Genomic DNA, 17,635 nt, shown 5'->3' on the forward strand with positions numbered 1-17,635 from the left:
GTACTCATCGATCATGCGGCCCGCTGACGCTGCTCGTGCTGGTGCTCCAGACGCTGGCGCAGACGCATGGCAGTCAGCTCATCGATGGGCCGCTCAGGCAGACCTGGTGTCAGCTGTCCAGTAGTCAAATCCACATGATCGCAGGTCTGCAATTCCAGATCCATGCGATGCCAGATTGCGCCCACAGAGATAGCAAAAACGGCACGCCCGGACTGCATCAGTGCGAATACCTGATCCGGGCCTGAGCATTCGGTGACCTGATCACCGTCGCAAACCACGGTCACATGCTCAAGCTGACCGACAGTCCGACGCTCAAGATAAGCCACGGTGCTCGTTGCGTTGACCAGGTTGACGCCGGCATCCAGGAGGCGCTTGAGGACAGCCAGGATGACCACATCCTTGAAGGAATAGAGCCTGCGAGAGCCCGAGCCATGCGAGGCCTTGATTGACGGTTCCACAATCCGCTTGCGGGCCCAATAATCCAGCTGCCGATAGGTGATGCCCGCCACCTTGGCCGCGACCGATCCCCTGTAGCCACGGGTCGTGCCTTCGGCCTGCTCAGGTGAAAAGAGTTCCCCTTGCACCAGCGTCGGCACCTCTTCGGCCATGTCAAGCCCCCTGTCAGTTTTTGGCGATGACTGCCCGATTATCGAAGTAGACCAACCGGAATTTGCCGATCATGATCTCGTCACCGTTGTGCAGATCGGCCTGATCCACACGTTCACGGTTGACGTAGGTGCCGTTGAGGCTGCCCGTGTCCTCGACACGGAAGCCATGATCAGTCCGTACGAATATGGCGTGCGCTCGGGAGACCGTTGAGTCGTCCAACAGAATATCCGCCTTCGGATCGCGGCCCACGCTGACCTGGTCCTCGTCCAGCAGATAGCGGGATCCCGACACCGCTCCCCTGGTGGAGATCAGCAGGGCTGTACCCTCAGGCAATCGGGCCATGGTCTCCAGGTCGTCCTTGGTCAGTGGACGGTCACCGTTGGAGGTGACTGGAATGTTCAGGGCCGGCATGCCGATGATGGTCGTCTCGCCCGCAGTGGGAATAGGTTCTGTCATAATTGCCTATTCTACAGGCTTTGCATACTGGTAGTCCTGCATGCGTCGAACCTGGTCGATTTTGACACTATCGGACTGCTCCACGGAAACGGATGCATGGAATTGCACCTTGATCCGCGAGCCCACTCCCCCAGCGATCTGTATGGCGTTCTGCAGGCTGTCCGGATCCCCGATGGCCTTCACGACGTAGGGACTCTGCAACTTGGTGTGGTCGCACTGCAGGCCGGTTCGGGTATCCAACAGATAGGTATTGGTGACCACCCGGACATCGTTGAAGGATATGACCTCGGCCCCTGCATTGCGTAGCTCCTCGATCAGGTTGAACATGGTGGAGGCATCCACACGGTCGCTGTCCTCGGTGACCGTCACCACCACTCCCCTGCCCTGGGCCGGCAGCCGTCCGGACAGGATGCCGCTGCTCTGCTCGTTCTGCTGGGCGATGCGGGCGGCTTCCTTTTGCTTGTCGGCAGCGGACTTGATGGAGGTCAGCTGCTGGTTGAGCTGGCTCTTGCGCTCCTCCAGCTTGTCGACCTGGTTGCTGGTCTCGTCCAGCACCCGCACCAGTTCTTCCTCGGATAGGCTCTGGTAGGAGGACTGATTATTGCGCACCTGGACGGCGTACCCGAAGCCCAGCAGGGCGCACATAAGGGCCACCAGGACGCTGGTGACCAGCCTGACCCTGGTGGCGTTCGAGTTGAGCGTGCGTAGAGGCCGCCGGCGAACCACCGGGAAAGCTCCGGTCTGCGTATCGTCGGATGGAGCTCTGACCCGTCCAGGCCGTCTTGGCGGAATGCTCTTGGGCATCTGTTCATCGCGCTTCTTCCTGAAGGTGTGTCTCATATGCTCACCCCTTGAAAATGAAGCGCCGAATAGCGGAGACGTTGGAGAAGATGCGGATGCCCAGAACCACGATGACGGCTGTGGACAGCTGCGAGCCCACACCCAGCTGGTTGCCCAGGAAGACCAGAAGGGTGGCCGTGATTACATTGGAGATGAAGGAGACCACGAAGACCCGGTCCGAGAAGCTGCGCTCGAAGTATGAACGGACCGCGCCCATCAATGCATCAAGGGCGGCCACCACCATGATGGGCAGGTAGGGCTGCAGCACGATGGGAATGTCGGGCTTGAGGAAGATACCCGCAACCACGCCCAGGATCAGGCCGAGAATTGCCGACATGTCAATGACTCCTTCCGGCATATGACAGATTGGGCAGACCGACGGCATTCAGATTCAGACGCCGTTGCTTGCTCACATTGACGGTGATGTTCGCATTCTTCAGATCGTGCAGACGATTCTGCAGATCGCTGCGAGACATCAGATCAGAGAGAGCACTCTGGTCGCCTATGGCCTCAATCTTGTAGGGTGCCTCGATGGAGGCGGTCCCCACCAGGATGGTCTGACCGGCTGTGCGCACTGAAGTCTGTGTCCCTATTCTATTGCCGTTGATGGCAATAGCCTCGGCTCCCGCAGACCAAAGCTTGGTCAGAAACCACTGCAGGTCCTGGTCGGTGACCAGTTTAATCTTATCAGCATTGTCCCGGACATCCTTGGACGCAATAGGGTTGGCCAGGGTGATGACGATACCCTGGCCCTGCACCTTGCTGGTGCCGTTGGTCAAATCGTCTGCGATTTGCGTGCTGTTCTGGCCTTGGCCACCCACTTGACCCGAAAGCGTGTCGATATTGCCGTTGAGGTCCGAGATCTGCCCGTTAAGGTCGTTGGCACGCTTACTGACCGCCTCCACCTGGGATATCAGCTTTTCACGCACCTTCTGACGCGGGTCCCTGTGCAGTACCTGCACTATTCCCGTGCCAGCCAAGCCGACCAGCACGCAGATGACGAAGACCAGGATCCTGTTCACCCAGATGCTCAGCGGTGATCTGCGTTCGGCAGGCAACAGGCGGGCATCCTCGAACATGGGATCCATGGGACGGTTGGTCAGATCATCAATCAGCCTCAGGGACTCATCGGCCATGCGCCGCCGGATGGACTCCTGGGAGGGCTCAGAGCTCTCCTCATCCACATAGTGGCGTTCAAGGCCAGCACTGGAATGCGAAAAAGCCGCCCGCCGGTGAATAAGGGCACGGTCGGGCGGCACGGGGAAGGATTCAGGCGTCATCTGCGGTTCAGTCATGGTGGCGGTCCTGACGGTCCTGACGAAGCAACCCGATGCCTTGACGTGCGTAAATCAGCCCTGCCAGCCAGTAGAGCGCCACACCCCAGATGACAGCCGCAAGAGCCACCAGATGGAAGAAGCGGAAGAAGGTCGAGGTACCCACGTCTGCAAAAATCAGTGCAGGTATGGCCAGCATGAGCACAGCCGTCCCGGTCTTGCCCGCGAAGTGGACCGGCAGAGGACCATAGTCGTGCTGGGCCAATGCCAGAACCAGCAGGCCCATGAGCACATCCCGGGCCCCGACCAGGGCCAGAAGCCACCAGGGCAGAATGGAGGCGATGCTCAGAGCCAGGACGGAGCAGAGAATAAGCAGGCGATCGGCCACCGGGTCCAGAATCTGGCCCAGCTTGCTGACCTGGTTGAATCTGCGGGCAATAATCCCATCCACACCGTCTGACAAGGCCGAAATCAGCATGACCACCAGGGAAATGATCAGATGTCGGTTGGCCACCAGGTAGGCAATAAGGGGTATGGACAGGATACGAAGCAGGCTGATGATATTCGGTACGGTGAGAATCACCGACCTCGGCTCAGGGCTGTACCTGCTGCGTGAAATTCGATCGATCAGTGCCATCCGACTACATTCTAGAAGCTTGGAGGGCTGTTACAAGGATGGCGCGCGCACCAATCTCATAGAGTCTGTCCATCAGGTTGTTCACCTGGTCCCTGGGCACCATGGCCCTGACGGCCGCCCACTGCTTGTCGTGCAGGGAGGAGACCGTCGGCGACTCATAACCGGGCGTGATGCCTACAGCCATGGCAACGCGCTCGACCGGGATGTCGTAATCCATCAACACATAACGGCGGGCTGTCAGCACACCCTCCAGCCTGCGGGACATGACTGCCAGACGCTCATCATTCGGATCCAGGTGTGGCGATCTGATGAGAATCCCCTCGGATTCCAGGATGGGATCGCCGAAGACGCGGAGCCCGGCATTGCGCAAGGTGGTGCCGGTGGAGACCACATCAGCGATCAGGTCTGCCACACCGAGCTGGACTGAGGACTCCACTGCCCCATCCAGGTGGATCAATTCGGCCTTGAGTCCCTTGCCGGCCAGGTAATCACCAAGAAGCCGGTCGAAGGTGGTGGCGATCCGCTTGCCGTCCACATCCTGTAGATTCCTGATACTGCTGGATTCGGGAGCGGCGAACCTGAAGGTGGATGCGCCGAATCCCAGCTGGGTGACCTCGACAGCCCCGGTGCCCGAGTTCAGCAGAAGATCGCGCCCGGTGATGCCCAGATCGATGGTTCCCAGACCGACATAAACCGCTATGTCGTTGGGTCTTAAGTAAAAGAGCTGGATGCCGTTGTCAAGGTCATCGACCACCAGCTGCCGATCGTTGGAACGCAGACGATAGCCAGACTCTGACAGCAGCCTCCATGCGGGCTGGGACAACATGCCTTTATTGGGCACCGCGACCTTCAACACGGCAACCTCCTAATTGCGGAAGCGAATCTACAGCGGAATGGGATTGGGGGTCACAGGTACCTGTAGACATCCTCCAGGGTGATGCCCCGATCGATCATCATGACCTGGATGTGATACAGGAGCTGGCTCATCTCCTCAGCCGTCCGCTCCTTGCCCTCATACTCGGCGGCAATCCAGGTTTCCCCGGCCTCTTCATTTATTTTCTTGCCGATGAAATGCGTGCCCTTGTCCAGTTCGTCCACTGTCAAGGACCCTTCTGGGCGCTCCTTGGCCTTGGCCGTGAGCTCCTCAAACAACCCATCGAAGGTCTTCATCTGGCTATCTCCATTCTTCCTGCAAAACCTGTCAGTCCTTGTAGCTTACCTGCGCGGCCTGTCTGATCCGGTCAATGGCCTTGGCCGGGTCATCAGCGCCATAGACGGCGGAGCCCGCAACCAGAACATCGGCTCCAGCCTCTGCCACGATGGGAGCCGTAGTGGGGCTTACCCCGCCATCCACCTGGATGTGGGTCTTAAGACCACGGGCGGTGATCTGATCACGCAGGTGGCGGGTCTTGGGCATCTGATTGTCCAGGAACTTCTGGCCGCCGAAGCCTGGCTCCACGGTCATGACCAGAATCATGTCAAACTCATCGAGAATATCGAAGATGGGCTCCACTGGTTCGGCAGGGCGCACAGCCAGGCAGGCCTTGACCCCCATGTCGTGCAGCTGGCGGGCCAGACGGACCGGGGCATGGACGGCTCCGGTGTGGAAGGTGACTGAGGCGACACCCAGCTTGGCGAATTCGGGGGCCCAGCGGTCGGGGTCCTCAATCATCAGATGCACGTCCACCGGCAGATCGGTCACCTGGCAGATGCGCTCCACCACGGGCTCGCCAAGCGTCAGGTTGGGAACAAAATGATGATCCATCACATCCACGTGGACCATATCGGCATTGGCAATAGCCTTGAGATCCCGCTCCAAGTTGGCGAAATCGGCGGAAAGAATGCTGGGTGCTATCTGAATGCTCATGGAGATTATTCTATGTTGAACGGAAGACGGGCGGCACCGGTTTGTGGCTCAATTGCACAGGTCCCGACCCTCGGGCAACCGACCCCTGTCCTACTTGCTCCGGGCCTCGGATTCCTGACGTACCTCGAGCTCGGTGATGGTCCTCAGCTTTTCGGACAGCAGGGAGGTCGGCTTGCCCTTGCGCGCTATGAGTACGAAGGCCGCGGCCGCCAGGAAGAAGACAGTCATGGACACCCAGACATTGATCCTGACACCCAGGAATTCGTGGGCGAAGTCGATACGAAGGGCCTCGATCCAGGTGCGCCCCAAGGTGTACCACATGACATAGAGGGCGAAGAGGGACCCGGCCTTGAGGATGTTCACCGCCTTGTGGCCGATCCAGACCAGAAGGGCCGCGCCAATCAGGTTCCAGATCATCTCATACAGGAATGTGGGTTGGAAGAGGGTGCCGGTCGGGCAGGTGGCCCCGTCATAGCACTGTTCGCTGCTGCCGATGGCGGAACCTGCGGCATCGATCTTCAGTCCCCAAGGCAGTGTGGTGGGAGCTCCGTAGAGCTCCTGATTGAACCAGTTGCCCAGCCGCCCGATGGCCTGTGCCACCAGGAGGGCAGGAGCCACGCTGTCTGCCAGCAGGGCGGTCGGGTAATTCTTGTGGCGGCACCAGGCCCAGGCCGCCAGGGCTCCCAGGAGGACCGCACCCCAGATGCCCAGGCCTCCACGCCAGATGCGCAGAATGTCCGCTGGGTTGCCATCAGCCCCGAAATACCGCTCGGGTGTGGTGATGACGTGATAGAGCCTTGCGCCGACGATGCCGGCCGGTACCGCGCAGATGGCGATGTCCAGAATCTGATCGGTCCGGCCACCTTCCTTCTTCCAGCGTCTGGCCGTAATCCAGGCAGCCACGATGATGGCCAGAAGCATGGTCAGGGCATAGAACCTGATGGTGACCGGCCCCAGTTGGAAGCTGGATATTCCCGGCGATGGAATGTAGGCAAGCGTCATAAAGCCCCAATCTAGCCTCTGGGCCTTACAGCCCTACTCACTTCCTGGCCTGGGAGATGCCCCAACGCAGATCAGAGCAAACCTCAGCCAAGGCCTCCAGTGCCTTTCTGCGGTCCTTCCGCGGCCTGCCCTCGTCATCCAGAAGACAGTGAACCAGGGCCGATCCGACGATGACCCCGTCCGCGTATGCGCCGACCTGGGAGGCCTGCTGGGCGGTCGAAACCCCGATGCCCACGCACACATAAGGAGCGCCCGCATGCCTGACTCTCGCCACCAGGTTCTGGGCCGAGTTGGACATGCTGGTTCGCTCTCCGGTCACACCCATCCGGGATGTCGCGTAGACGAAGCCTCTGGCAGCTCGGGAGGTGAGCTGCAGACGTGCATCGGTGGAGTCGGGCGAGACCAGATAGACCCGGTCGAGGCCATAGCGGTCCGACTGCTCTATCCATTCCCCGGATTCGTCGACGATCAGATCCGGGGTGACCAGCCCGGATCCTCCGGCTTCGGCCATGCGTTGAGCAAAGTCCGCTACCCCATGGTGCAGAATCAGATTCCAGTAGCTCATGACCAGAGCCCTTGCACCGTCCGCCTGGACCTGTCGGACCGCATCGAAGACGCCTTCGACCTTGACACCATTGTCGATGGCGCACTTGCTGGCCGCCTGGATGACCGGGCCATCCATGACCGGGTCGCTGTAGGGCAGTCCGATCTCGACGATGTCGACCCCGTTTTTCACCATGACCCGCATGGCCTCCAGGGATGTGGGCACGTCGGGGAATCCATAGGGGAAGTAGCCGATGAAAGCGGGTCTGCCTTGCTGGCGGAGGGCCTGCAGCGTGGATGCCACCGGGCTGGCCGCAGAGCTGAACCCCTTGGGCTGGACGGGCTGGGCGGGGGCTTTCTGCCATTGCCATTGCTGGTTGACCATCAGCGGGCCTCCTCTTCTGTTTGACCGCTCTTTCCGTGCCCGGCCTGGGCTTCCAGAGCGCTGGCCTCCTGCTCGGACAGGTAACCGAACCGTCTGCCCGCCGTGGCCACATCCTTGTCGCCCCTGCCCGAGATGTTGATCAGAATGACAGGATTCCTGATTCCCTTGCGCAAAAGGTCGGCGGCCGCCTTGCTGGCTCCGGCCAAGGCGTGCGAGGACTCCAGGGCAGGGATGATGCCCTCGGTCCGGCAGAGGTCGCTGAAAGCCTGCATGGCCTCCTTGTCGGTCGCATAGTCGTACTTGACCCGGCCCATGTCGTGCAGCCAGGCGTGTTCAGGTCCCACGGAGGCGTAGTCCAGGCCAGCGGAGATGGAGTAGGTGTCCATGGTCTGGCCCTGGTCGTCCTCCAACAGATAGGACTTGGTTCCCTGGAAGACGCCGACCTGGCCTGTACCCGGCGACAGGCGAATGGCGTGCTCGCCCGACTCGGGCCCGTTCCCGCCGGCCTCGTAAGCGTAAAGGGAGACCCGGGGATCGTCCAGGAAGGTGTTCATGATGCCTATGGCGTTGGAGCCTCCACCGACGCAGGCGACAACCCCGTCAGGATGGTCGATGCCATATGCAGACAGTTGAGCGGAGGCCTCTTCGCCGATGATCTTCTGAAAGTCCCTGACGATGGTCGGGAAGGGGTGGGGGCCGGCCACCGTACCCAGCAGGTAGTGGGTGGACTCCACGTTGGTCACCCAGTCGCGCAGGGCCTCGTTGATGGCATCCTTGAGGATCCTGGTCCCGGTGGTCACCTCGACGACTTCAGCTCCCAACATTCGCATCCTGGCCACGTTCAGGGCCTGCCTGCGCGCGTCGATCTGCCCCATGTAGATCCGGCACTTGAAGCCCAGGAGGGCACAGACCGTAGCGGTTGCCACGCCGTGCTGCCCGGCGCCGGTCTCCGCTATGACACGGCTCTTGCCCATGCGCTTGACCAGGAGCCCTTGGCCCAGGGCATTGTTGATTTTATGGGCGCCCGTGTGGTTAAGGTCCTCCCTCTTCAGGAAGACCCTGACCTGGCCGCCGACCCGATCGCTGATCAGCTTGGCGAAGCGAGGAGCCGGGGTCAGGGCCGAAGGACGCCCCACATAGACCCGGTTGAGTCTGTTCAGCTCCTCGCTGAAGGCCGGATCAGCCTTGGCCTCCTTGTAGACACGCTCCAGCTCGTCAAGGGCGCCCACCAGGGCCTCGGGGACGAAACGTCCGCCATAGGGTCCGAAATAGGGACCGTCATGTGTCGAGAGGGGCCTGGCCTCGGCGGCCTTGAAGCGGTGACCGGCCTGGACCAGCAAGCGGACCGTACCCTCCTGGTCCTGGGAGGTGACCAGACCCTCCCCTATCAGGACCGCATCGGCCCCTGCCCGGGCGTACTGCTCCAGCTCGACCGTCCCGAACACTCCGGACTCGGCCACCTTGACCACGTCCTTGGGCAGGTTGGAAGCCAGCCGGGCATACTGGTCAACGTCAACGCTCAGGTCCTTCAGGTTCCGGGCGTTAATGCCGATTACCCTGGCACCGGCCGCTATGGCCCGCTCGATCTCCTGACGATCATGAGTCTCGACCAGGGCGGTCATGCCCAGGCTCCCGGCCAGGGCTAGCAGGTGCTTGAGGCGGGTATCATCCAAGGCCGCGACAATCAGCAGGATCATATCGGCGCCATTGGCCCTGGACTCCCAGACCTGGTAGTCGGAGACGATGAAATTCTTGTTAAGCACGGGAATGCCCACGGCCTGCCTGACCTGCCGCAGATCCTCCAAGGACCCCAGGAAGCGCCTGCCCTCGGTCAGGACGGATATGGCCGAGGCGCCCCCGTTGGCATACTGCCGGGCCAGAGCGGCGGGATTTTTGATGTCGGCAAGATACCCCTTGGAGGGCGAGGCGCGCTTGATCTCTGCGATGATCGGAATGCCGACGCTCTCTCTGAGCAGTCGGGCGGCATCCAGGGGTGTGCGCTTCATGCTCCTGACCTGTTGCTTGAGGCTTTCCAAGGGAATCTTCTGTACCCGGCCCCTAGCATCTTCCACGGCGCCGGCCACCAGTTCATCCAAGACGGTCATAGAGCCCTTCCCTCCAGTTTCCTGTGTATTCCCTGCCACAACCTTAGCGTCTTTCTGCACTGGATGGCCCTTCCTGGCTCTGCATTTCCGCCTGAGTGCGATTACCCTGTACCGCCGGAAGCGGTCCGCCGGCTTCGAAACACGACCTGGTCCCGGTATGGCAGGCGGCCCCCACCTGGTCCACTTCGATAAGCAGCGCGTCCCCGTCACAGTCGATGCTGACTGCCTTGACGTATTGGACATGCCCGGAGGTGTCCCCCTTGCGCCAGTATTCCTGCCTGGAGCGGGACCAGAATGTGACTCTTCCTGTTGTCAGGGTCCGTCTAAGGGCTTCCTCGTCCATGTAACCGACCATAAGAACCTGGCGGCTGTCATACTGCTGTACCACTGCGGCCACAAGTCCCTTGGCGTCCTTCTTGAGCCTGGCCGCTATGCTCGGGTCCAAACGTGCTTCCTGGTCCTTCGAAGACTGTGACATTGATCCTCGTTCTCCTTGATGATTCAGCTGATTGATTCAGCCGGTTTGTCCGACATATCCTTGTCGGTCGCTTTTTATGGTATTGGGTATGGTTTCCCGATTGCTGCCAATAGGACCTGCAAATGCCATGCAGCGCATGGTGCCGAAATTCTCTGCGGGATTGGTTCAGGCCTGCCATCGAACCGGATACCCGGCCGCATGGAGCGCCTGCTTGACGTCCTTGATGGACACCTGTCCAAAATGGAAGACGGAAGCCGCCAGGACCGCATCGGCCCCGGCCTTGACAGCGGGAGGAAAATCGGCGGCCTTGCCTGCCCCGCCGCTGGCGATGAGCGGAAGGGATACCGCCTTGCGCACGTCGGCGATCATCTCCAGATCGAATCCCTGACGGGTCCCGTCCGCATCCATGGAGTTGAGGAGGATCTCACCGGCTCCGAGTTCCTGGGCCTGCTTGACCCAGTCGATGGCATCGATGCCGGTGGACTGGTGTCCGCCCATGGTGGTCACCTCATATCCCGAGGTAATGCCCTGTGCATCGGATCGGCGGGCATCGACCGAGAGCACCAGAACCTGGCGACCGAAGCGGTGGGCGATGTCGCCGATGACCTGCGGGTTGGCAATGGCTGCTGTGTTGATGCCGACTTTGTCAGCCCCGGACCGCAGAAGAGTGTCGACATCCTGCGGGGTGCGCACGCCTCCGCCGACGGTCAGCGGGATGAAAATCTGGTCGGCGGTGCTTTTGACCAGGTCCACCATGGTGGCTCGCCCGCTGCCAGAAGCAGTCACATCCAAAAAGGTCAGTTCATCGGCTCCCTGTTGGTAGTAGGCGGAAGCCAGTTCGACCGGGTCACCCGCATCTCGCAGATTCTTGAAGTGGACGCCTTTGACCACACGACCCTGGTCGACATCAAGGCAGGGAATGACACGAACCGCTACCGTCATGCGACCTGCCTTCCTGCCTGAACCGAATTGTTTGAGTCACGACACTAGCCCCTGCAGTGTCGGAAGACTACCGTATGTCCACACTATGGCATGGCCACACTGCAAAAGGCCGAATCAGGCCTGAAGCTTGACGGCCTTGGCAGCCAGCTGACCACAGGCGCCGTCGATGTCCGATCCGCGGGTGTCCCTCATGGTCGCAGTGATGCCGGCCTTGTGAAGAATGTCCAGGAACCGCTGCTCATCCTCAGGCTTGGAGGCCGTCCAACGAGACCCTTCAATCGGATTCAGAGGTATGGGGTTGACATGCGCCCAGTCGTCCCCGTAGTGGTTGAGGCGCTTGGCCAGAAGGCGGGCATGCTCAGCCTGGTCGTTGATGCCACGCATCAGGGCGTACTCGATGCTGACCCGTCTGCCGCTGGCCAGGTAGTAGTCATGGGCTGCATCCAGAACCTGGGTGGTGTTGAAGCGCCTGTTCATGGGCACAAGCTCGTCGCGCAACTTGTCGCTAGGGGCATGGAGGGAGACGGCCAGACGGACCGGGATTCCCTCCTTGGTCAGCTTGCGGATGCCGGGGACCACGCCGACCGTGGACACAGTGATATTCCTGGCCGAGATGCCGAATCCCTTGGGTGGCAGGGCGCTGATCTGCCTGACTGCGGAAAGCACGGCCCGGTAGTTGCCCATGGGCTCGCCCATCCCCATGAAGACGATGTTGCTCAGACGACCCGGGCCGCCCGCCACCTGTCCGGACCTCATCATCTGGGAGGCGGTCCTGACCTGTTCCAGAATCTCTCCGGTCGACATGTTCCGGGTCAATCCGAGCTGACCTGTGGCGCAGAAGGGGCAACCCATACCGCAGCCGACCTGGCTGGAGATACAGAGGGTGGCCCTGGAGGGATAGCGCATGAGCACGGACTCGATCCTGGACCCGTCGAAGAGCTCCCAGAGGGTCTTGATGGTGGTCCCCTGATCCGCCTTCTGAACGGTGACCGGGGTTATCAGTTCAGGGAAGAAACGGTGTGCGGCCTCCTGGCGGTTGGCCGCGGGGAAGTCCGTGAAATCGTCCGGGTTGGTGGACAGATGGTTGAAGTAATGGTTGGCCAGCTGCGAGACACGGAATTTCGGCAGGCCCAGTTGGGCGCAGACCTCCTGCCGCTCCTGCTGGTCCATGTCCGTAAAGTGGCGCGGCGGCTTGCCTCGCCGGGCATGGTCGGCAGCCAGAACGTCCCTGAAGGCCCCATCCTTGCCTCCTGGGGTGATGCCTGTTTCAGGCTCGGCACCGGTCATATCGACATCTGTCATACCTCTACCTCATCCTGTATCAGCCAACCGACAGCCCCTCTGGGCATTGGGCCATCAATTCCGGTCACAGGCCAGTGACCAAAAGGACCAGTGTGATGAATGGTGCGGACATGAGGATGGAATCAACCCTGTCCAGCACCCCGCCATGGCCCTTGAGCAGGTGGCCCATGTCCTTGATCCCCAGGTCGCGTTTGATCAAGGATGCACTCAGGTCGCCCAGGGTGCCTGTGGCTCCGACCATGATGCCCATGAGCAGGGCGATCCACCAGATCCGTCCCCAATCCGCCATGGGATAGGTGGCCGCGAAGATGACCAAAGCGCCAACCAGGCAGCAGAGCATGGAGCCTGCCAGTCCTTCCAGCGACTTGCCGGGCGAGATGCGGGGCGCGATCTTGTGCCTGCCAAAGAGCGAGCCGAAGAGTAGTCCACCGATGTCGCTCAAGGCGGGCAGGAAAATCACCATGAAGGCATGTGCGGCAGGGTGCCCGCCGAAAGTGGTGGGCAGGGTTATCAGACAGGCCAGGAGGGTGATGTAGACAACAGTCAGGAGGGTGACACCCACATTGGCCAGGCTGCTTGACCGAACCTCCCCATCTGCGGTGCCGTAGGAGGCGTCGGCCATGGTCTGCGCATCCTTGCCCGACAGCTTGGCGTTTACCGCCTTGAGCAGACGGCCACCCAGGCGATGATTGCGGGTGGCAGAAAGGGCTCCGACCAAGGCAGTGACCAGAACACCTGCAGTCATGACCGCAACATGGTCCGGCGCGTAGAAGGAGGCCAGCATGGTGGCCGCCGAGCAGATCCAGAGCTCGACAACCGGTATATGCAGCCCAGCCGTGGCAAAGTCCACCCTGAGCTCCCAGAGCCCCAGGGTCATGAAAATCACGATCAGGTAGATGAATGCGTCGATGCGCACCAGGATGCAGGCCAGGATGATGACCACCAGAAGCGCGCCGGTAGCCACCGCCTGTGGCATGTTGCGCCCGGTTCGCCTGTTCAGAGTTGCGACGGCATCCTGACCGGCCTTCTCGGCGGAGCTTTCCTTGGTACTCATGAAGTGTGGACCCTCCCCAAGCGGATCAGACCTCGAGGATCTCCTTCTCCTTGGCATCCAGGAGCTGGTCGATCATATCGTTCTTCTGCTTGGTGACGGTCTCCAGCTCCTTCTGCAGCCGGTTGCCTTCATCCTCGCCCAGGTCGCCATCCTTGACCTTGGCCTCCAGGTCCTCCTTGACCTTGCGTCGGATGTTGCGGACGGCCACCTTGCCCTCCTCGGCCTTGTTCTTGGCCAGCTTGACGTAGTCCCGACGGCGCTCCTCGGTCAGTTCGGGCATGGTGACCCTGATGACGTTGCCGTCACGGCTGGGGTTGACGCCCAGGTCGGAGTCGCGGATGGCCTTCTCGACCGCTCCCGCCTGGGAGGGGTCGAAGGGGGTGACTGCCAGGGTGCGGGGCTCCGGCACGCCAATGGATGCCAACGACTTGATGGGCGTGGGAGTGCCGTAGTACTCCACCATGATGTCGTTGAGGAAGGAGGGATTGGCACGCCCGGTCCTGATTCCCGAGAAGTTCTCCTTGGTCGCCTCGATGCTCTTGTCCATCTGCCTTCCGGCCTGGTCCACCACTGTGGTCATGATCTGCTCCTTGCTGTATGGACCATCCGCCTGTGCGCGCGAGGTCCGTCATTCTTATACTCTACGGCCAGGGGGCCACGGGGCCAAGCGGCACGGGGTGTGCCAGCATCCGGCTACAGGGTACGATCAGGACCACCGTGGACCAGGGTGCCCAGACGCTGGCCTTTGAGTGCTCCGGTCACGTTGCCTTCGCCTTCAAGCCCGAAGACACGGATGGGCATGTCATTGTCCCGGGCCATGGACAGCGCCGCTGCATCCATGACGGCCAGGTTGTCCACCAGGGCCCGCTGGTAACTCAGATTGGTGAACATGCGCGCAGAAGCCTGCTTGTGCGGATCGGCCGTGTATACACCGTCCACCCCGTTCTTGCCCATGAGAACCTCGACGCAGTGGATCTCCAGGGCCCGCTGAATTGAGACGGTGTCGGTGGAAAAGTAGGGCATGCCTGATCCGGCGCCGAAGATGACCACGCGCCCCTTCTCCAGGTGACGGATGGCCTTGAGAGGAATATAAGGTTCGGCCACCTGGCCCATGGTGATGGCTGTCTGCACCCTGGTGGCCTGACCGTCCTGCTCCAGGAAGTCCTGCAAGGCCAGGCAGTTCATGACTGTGCCCAGCATGCCCATGTAGTCGCCGCGCGAGCGTTCAATGCCGGCCTGGCTGAGCTCTGCTCCACGGAAGAAGTTGCCGCCGCCCACCACGATGGCCACCTGAACGCCGCTCTGTACCGCCTGGACGATCTCCTTGGCCACACGCTTGACCACCTGCACGTCGATGCCGACCTCGCCTCCCCCGAAGGCCTCTCCGGAGAGCTTGAGCAGCACACGACGAGGCGATGCTGGGTTTTGCGCTGAATCGGATCCGGTCATAAAAGCCCTTTCTCCAGACATGATGACGGGGCGGAATACGCCGCTAACAGGGTATCCGGGCTGGGCGACAACCCCTTCCCGAATAGGCGAAGGAAAGAGACTCAGGCGATCGGCCTGGGAGGAAAGAAGGGGAGCGGCCACGAAAGCCGCTCCCCTACCATCAATGCCAATCGTCTGCCTATTCCTCAGGTGGGATCAGGCGTGACGACAACGGGCATTTCTGGGCTGCCAACTACTCCTCGTCGCCCTTGCCGACCTCAAGACGGGCGAAGGCCAGAGCCTTGCCGCCAGCCTGCTTGAAGAGGTCACCGATGGTCTTGGATGTGTCCTTGACGTACTGCTGCTCCAGCAGGACGGTCTCCTTGAAGAAGGCGTTCAGACGCCCCTCGACGATCTTGGGAATGATCTTCTCGGGCTTGCCTTCAGCCTGGGACTTCTCGGTGGCCACGCGACGCTCGGACTCCACCACGTCGGCCGGCACATCCTCGCGGCTGAGCCACTTGGGGCTCATGGCGGAGATCTGGAGGGCCACCTCATGAGCGACCTGGGCGCCGGCCTCATCAGTGGCGATCATGGCCACGATGGATGGGGGCATCTCCACGGACTTGCGGTGTGCGTAGATCTCCACACGGGGACCTTCGACCCGGGCCACCTGGCCGACCTTGACGTGCTCATGGAAGAGCGCGCCGGCCTCCTCAACGGTCTCCTTGACGGTGCCGGACTTGGATGGGGCGGCATCGACCTGCTCGGCGTTGGAGGCATCAGCCTTGGCCACGTCGTCGATGACCTCCTGGCCGAACTCGACGAACTGAGGGGTCTTGGCCACGAAGTCGGTCTCGGAGTTGAGCTCGACGGCATAGCCGATCTGGCCCTGTCCACCCTCGACGACGGTGGAGGCGATCAGGCCCTCCTGAGCCTTGCGGCCCTCACGGGCGCCTGCGGCCTGGATGCCGGTGGCGCGGATGATCTCCTTGGCGCGGGCCATGTCGCCCTCGGCCTCGGTCAGGGCCTTCTTGACGTCCATCATGCCGGCGCCGGTCTGATCACGTAGCTCCTTGATCAGTGCAGCGGTGATTTTTGCCATGAAACTCTCCTATCTAGACGCCAGATTTCAGGCGGCCTGATTGGCAGCGGGGGTCTCCTGCTGCTCTTGCGCAGGCTGCTCGGCCTGGGGAGCCTGGGCGGTCTCCTGGGCCTGCTCCTGCGGCTGTCCATCCTTGTTCTCCAGCAGGTTCTTCTCCCACTCGGCCATGGGCTGGTCGGAGGCCTCCTCGGTCTTGGCGGCCTTGCCGGAGCGCTCCAGCAGACCGTCGGCCACGGCATCGGCCATCAGCCTGGTCAGCAGCTCGACGCCGCGAATGGCATCGTCGTTGGCGGGAATAGGGTAGGTGACGAGCTCGGGATCCGTGTTGGTGTCCACCAGGGCAACGACCGGGATACCCAGCTTGTTGGCCTCGGAGACGGCCAGGGCCTCCTTGTTGATGTCGACCACGAACAGGGCCGAAGGGGTACGGCTCATGTTGCGGATGCCGCCCAGCTGACGCTCCAGCTTGTCCTTCTCGCGACGCAGGAGCAGGAGCTCCTTCTTGGTCAGCCCCGAGCCGTGCACGTCGTCGAAGTCCATCTCCTCCAGCTCCTTCAAGCGGCCGACCCGCTTGGTCACGGTCTGGAAGTTGGTCAGCATGCCGCCCAGCCAGCGCTCGGAGACGTAGGGCATGTTCACCCGGGTGGCCTGTGCCTTGATGGCCTCCTGGGCCTGCTTTTTGGTCCCCACGAAGAGCACGGTGCCGTTGTGGGCCACGGTCTGCTTGATGAAGTCATAGGCCTGGTCGATCAGACCGAGCGACTTGAAGAGGTTGATGATGTGGATGCCGTTGCGCTCCATCAGGATGTACTGCTTCATCTTGGGGTTCCAACGACGGGTCTGGTGTCCGAAGTGGACGCCGGCCTTCAGCATTTCGCTCATGGTGATCTGTGCCATGTCCGTACCTTTCATTGTCGGTTATTGCCTGGCCATGTGCACCTGCGTGCAACTCCGGGGAGCCGACCGACACAGGACGTCGCGGACATGGCGCGAATTTGCGGCGTGTGTTCGGGAATACTCTTGGCGCGCCTGCCCACCCGTGACAGCGGACCTGCGCATTGACACGCCGGATTATTATGATACCCGAGGCCAATGACCTCGGGTACCGTGTTCGCCCTCTGCCTACCTGGCTGATCTCAGCTGCTGCATGGCCTTGCGGCGGACATCGCTCTCCAGCCGATCCACATAGACATGGCCGTCCAGGTGATCGCACTCGTGCTGAATCATCCGACCCATGATGCCATGGCCTTCCAGAGTCACCGTCTTGCCGTCCAGGTCGATCCCGTGGGCTCGGGCGTAGTCGGCCCGCCTTGTCGGATACCAAAGGTTGGGCAGGGAAAGGCACCCCTCCTCGCCATACTGTTCGCCGGAGGTCTTGTCGATGACCGGATTGATGATGTAGCCCACCTTGCCGCCGATGTTGTACGAGAAAACACGCAGGCCCACGCCTATTTGATTGGCCGACAGGCCGGCCCTGCCAGGGTCGTCGACGGTGTCGACCAGGTCACGGACCAGACTGCGCACAGCCGGGGTGATGCTGGTCACAGGATCGCAGGGGGTGCGCAAAACCGGATCGGGAACCACTCTGATTGTACGAATCGCCACTGC

21 protein-coding genes are annotated in these 17,635 nt (G+C 61.4%); all 21 read right to left on the reverse strand.

The genetic code is table 11. The features are described 5' to 3' along the window. Positions 1-11 precede the first annotated feature (11 nt). A complete protein-coding gene (locus H3T89_RS02610) occupies positions 12-608 on the reverse strand; it encodes a MerR family transcriptional regulator (protein WP_015021767.1) in 597 nt (198 codons plus the stop codon). 13 nt (positions 609-621) lie between these two features. Continuing rightward, positions 622-1,065 (reverse strand): FHA domain-containing protein, encoded by a 444-nt coding sequence (locus H3T89_RS02615; protein WP_110417160.1) that lies wholly within the window; start codon positions 1,063-1,065, stop codon positions 622-624. A 6-nt stretch (positions 1,066-1,071) separates the two neighbouring features. Beyond that, positions 1,072-1,905 carry a DUF881 domain-containing protein gene (locus H3T89_RS02620; RefSeq protein WP_015021765.1) on the reverse strand — a complete coding sequence of 278 codons (834 nt, stop codon included), beginning with the start codon at positions 1,903-1,905 and terminating at the stop codon, positions 1,072-1,074. Positions 1,906-1,909: 4 nt separating this feature from the next. Beyond that, complete coding sequence (locus H3T89_RS02625) at positions 1,910-2,242, reverse strand: small basic family protein (protein ID WP_015021764.1); 333 nt, start codon at positions 2,240-2,242, stop codon at positions 1,910-1,912. A 1-nt stretch (position 2,243) separates the two neighbouring features. After that, complete coding sequence (locus H3T89_RS02630; protein WP_198216158.1) at positions 2,244-3,200, reverse strand: DUF881 domain-containing protein; 957 nt, start codon at positions 3,198-3,200, stop codon at positions 2,244-2,246. Then, on the reverse strand, positions 3,193-3,816 hold the full coding sequence (locus tag H3T89_RS02635; protein ID WP_198216159.1) for a CDP-alcohol phosphatidyltransferase family protein: 624 nt from the start codon (positions 3,814-3,816) through the stop codon (positions 3,193-3,195). The genes H3T89_RS02630 and H3T89_RS02635 overlap by 8 nt, the downstream gene beginning before the upstream one ends. Positions 3,817-3,820: 4 nt before the next feature. Next, the gene (gene hisG / locus H3T89_RS02640; protein ID WP_015021761.1) at positions 3,821-4,672 is read right to left on the reverse strand and encodes an ATP phosphoribosyltransferase; all 852 of its coding nucleotides are present in this window, start codon (positions 4,670-4,672) and stop codon (positions 3,821-3,823) included. 50 nt (positions 4,673-4,722) lie between these two features. Next, the gene (locus H3T89_RS02645) at positions 4,723-4,986 is read right to left on the reverse strand and encodes a phosphoribosyl-ATP diphosphatase (protein WP_015021760.1); all 264 of its coding nucleotides are present in this window, start codon (positions 4,984-4,986) and stop codon (positions 4,723-4,725) included. Positions 4,987-5,017: 31 nt separating this feature from the next. Then, positions 5,018-5,683 carry a ribulose-phosphate 3-epimerase gene (rpe, locus tag H3T89_RS02650; RefSeq protein ID WP_015021759.1) on the reverse strand — a complete coding sequence of 222 codons (666 nt, stop codon included), beginning with the start codon at positions 5,681-5,683 and terminating at the stop codon, positions 5,018-5,020. Between the two features lie 90 nt (positions 5,684-5,773). Beyond that, positions 5,774-6,685, reverse strand: coding sequence for a prolipoprotein diacylglyceryl transferase (gene lgt, locus H3T89_RS02655; RefSeq protein ID WP_015021758.1), 912 nt, complete (start codon positions 6,683-6,685; stop codon positions 5,774-5,776). 37 nt (positions 6,686-6,722) lie between these two features. Next, positions 6,723-7,613, reverse strand: coding sequence for a tryptophan synthase subunit alpha (gene trpA / locus H3T89_RS02660; protein ID WP_015021757.1), 891 nt, complete (start codon positions 7,611-7,613; stop codon positions 6,723-6,725). Beyond that, entirely contained in the window at positions 7,613-9,718 is a 2,106-nt protein-coding gene (gene trpB / locus H3T89_RS02665) for a tryptophan synthase subunit beta (RefSeq protein ID WP_015021756.1), read from the reverse strand. Before trpB ends, trpA begins: the two co-directional genes overlap by 1 nt. A gap of 43 nt (positions 9,719-9,761) precedes the next feature. Continuing rightward, positions 9,762-10,196: a phosphoribosyl-AMP cyclohydrolase gene (gene hisI / locus H3T89_RS02670; RefSeq protein WP_110417151.1), complete on the reverse strand. Its 435-nt coding sequence runs from the start codon at positions 10,194-10,196 to the stop codon at positions 9,762-9,764. A gap of 165 nt (positions 10,197-10,361) precedes the next feature. Then, positions 10,362-11,138 (reverse strand): imidazole glycerol phosphate synthase subunit HisF, encoded by a 777-nt coding sequence (gene hisF, locus H3T89_RS02675; RefSeq protein WP_198204037.1) that lies wholly within the window; start codon positions 11,136-11,138, stop codon positions 10,362-10,364. Positions 11,139-11,252: 114 nt separating this feature from the next. Next, on the reverse strand, positions 11,253-12,440 hold the full coding sequence (gene rlmN / locus H3T89_RS02680; protein ID WP_415873460.1) for a 23S rRNA (adenine(2503)-C(2))-methyltransferase RlmN: 1,188 nt from the start codon (positions 12,438-12,440) through the stop codon (positions 11,253-11,255). Between the two features lie 64 nt (positions 12,441-12,504). Continuing rightward, on the reverse strand, positions 12,505-13,494 hold the full coding sequence (locus tag H3T89_RS02685) for a phosphatidate cytidylyltransferase (protein ID WP_198216160.1): 990 nt from the start codon (positions 13,492-13,494) through the stop codon (positions 12,505-12,507). A 25-nt stretch (positions 13,495-13,519) separates the two neighbouring features. Next, positions 13,520-14,074 (reverse strand): ribosome recycling factor, encoded by a 555-nt coding sequence (gene frr, locus H3T89_RS02690; RefSeq protein ID WP_198216161.1) that lies wholly within the window; start codon positions 14,072-14,074, stop codon positions 13,520-13,522. A gap of 113 nt (positions 14,075-14,187) precedes the next feature. Further along, on the reverse strand, positions 14,188-14,943 hold the full coding sequence (gene pyrH, locus H3T89_RS02695; RefSeq protein ID WP_015021750.1) for a UMP kinase: 756 nt from the start codon (positions 14,941-14,943) through the stop codon (positions 14,188-14,190). A 232-nt stretch (positions 14,944-15,175) separates the two neighbouring features. Then, positions 15,176-16,027: a translation elongation factor Ts gene (gene tsf, locus H3T89_RS02700; protein ID WP_015021749.1), complete on the reverse strand. Its 852-nt coding sequence runs from the start codon at positions 16,025-16,027 to the stop codon at positions 15,176-15,178. 27 nt (positions 16,028-16,054) lie between these two features. Continuing rightward, positions 16,055-16,924, reverse strand: coding sequence for a 30S ribosomal protein S2 (gene rpsB / locus H3T89_RS02705; RefSeq protein WP_198216162.1), 870 nt, complete (start codon positions 16,922-16,924; stop codon positions 16,055-16,057). A 225-nt stretch (positions 16,925-17,149) separates the two neighbouring features. Further along, positions 17,150-17,632 (reverse strand): peptide deformylase, encoded by a 483-nt coding sequence (locus H3T89_RS02710; protein WP_015021747.1) that lies wholly within the window; start codon positions 17,630-17,632, stop codon positions 17,150-17,152. Positions 17,633-17,635: the final 3 nt, after the last annotated feature.

The organism is Bifidobacterium sp. W8114 (genome assembly GCF_016101165.1).
Classification (GTDB): domain Bacteria; phylum Actinomycetota; class Actinomycetes; order Actinomycetales; family Bifidobacteriaceae; genus Bombiscardovia; species Bombiscardovia asteroides.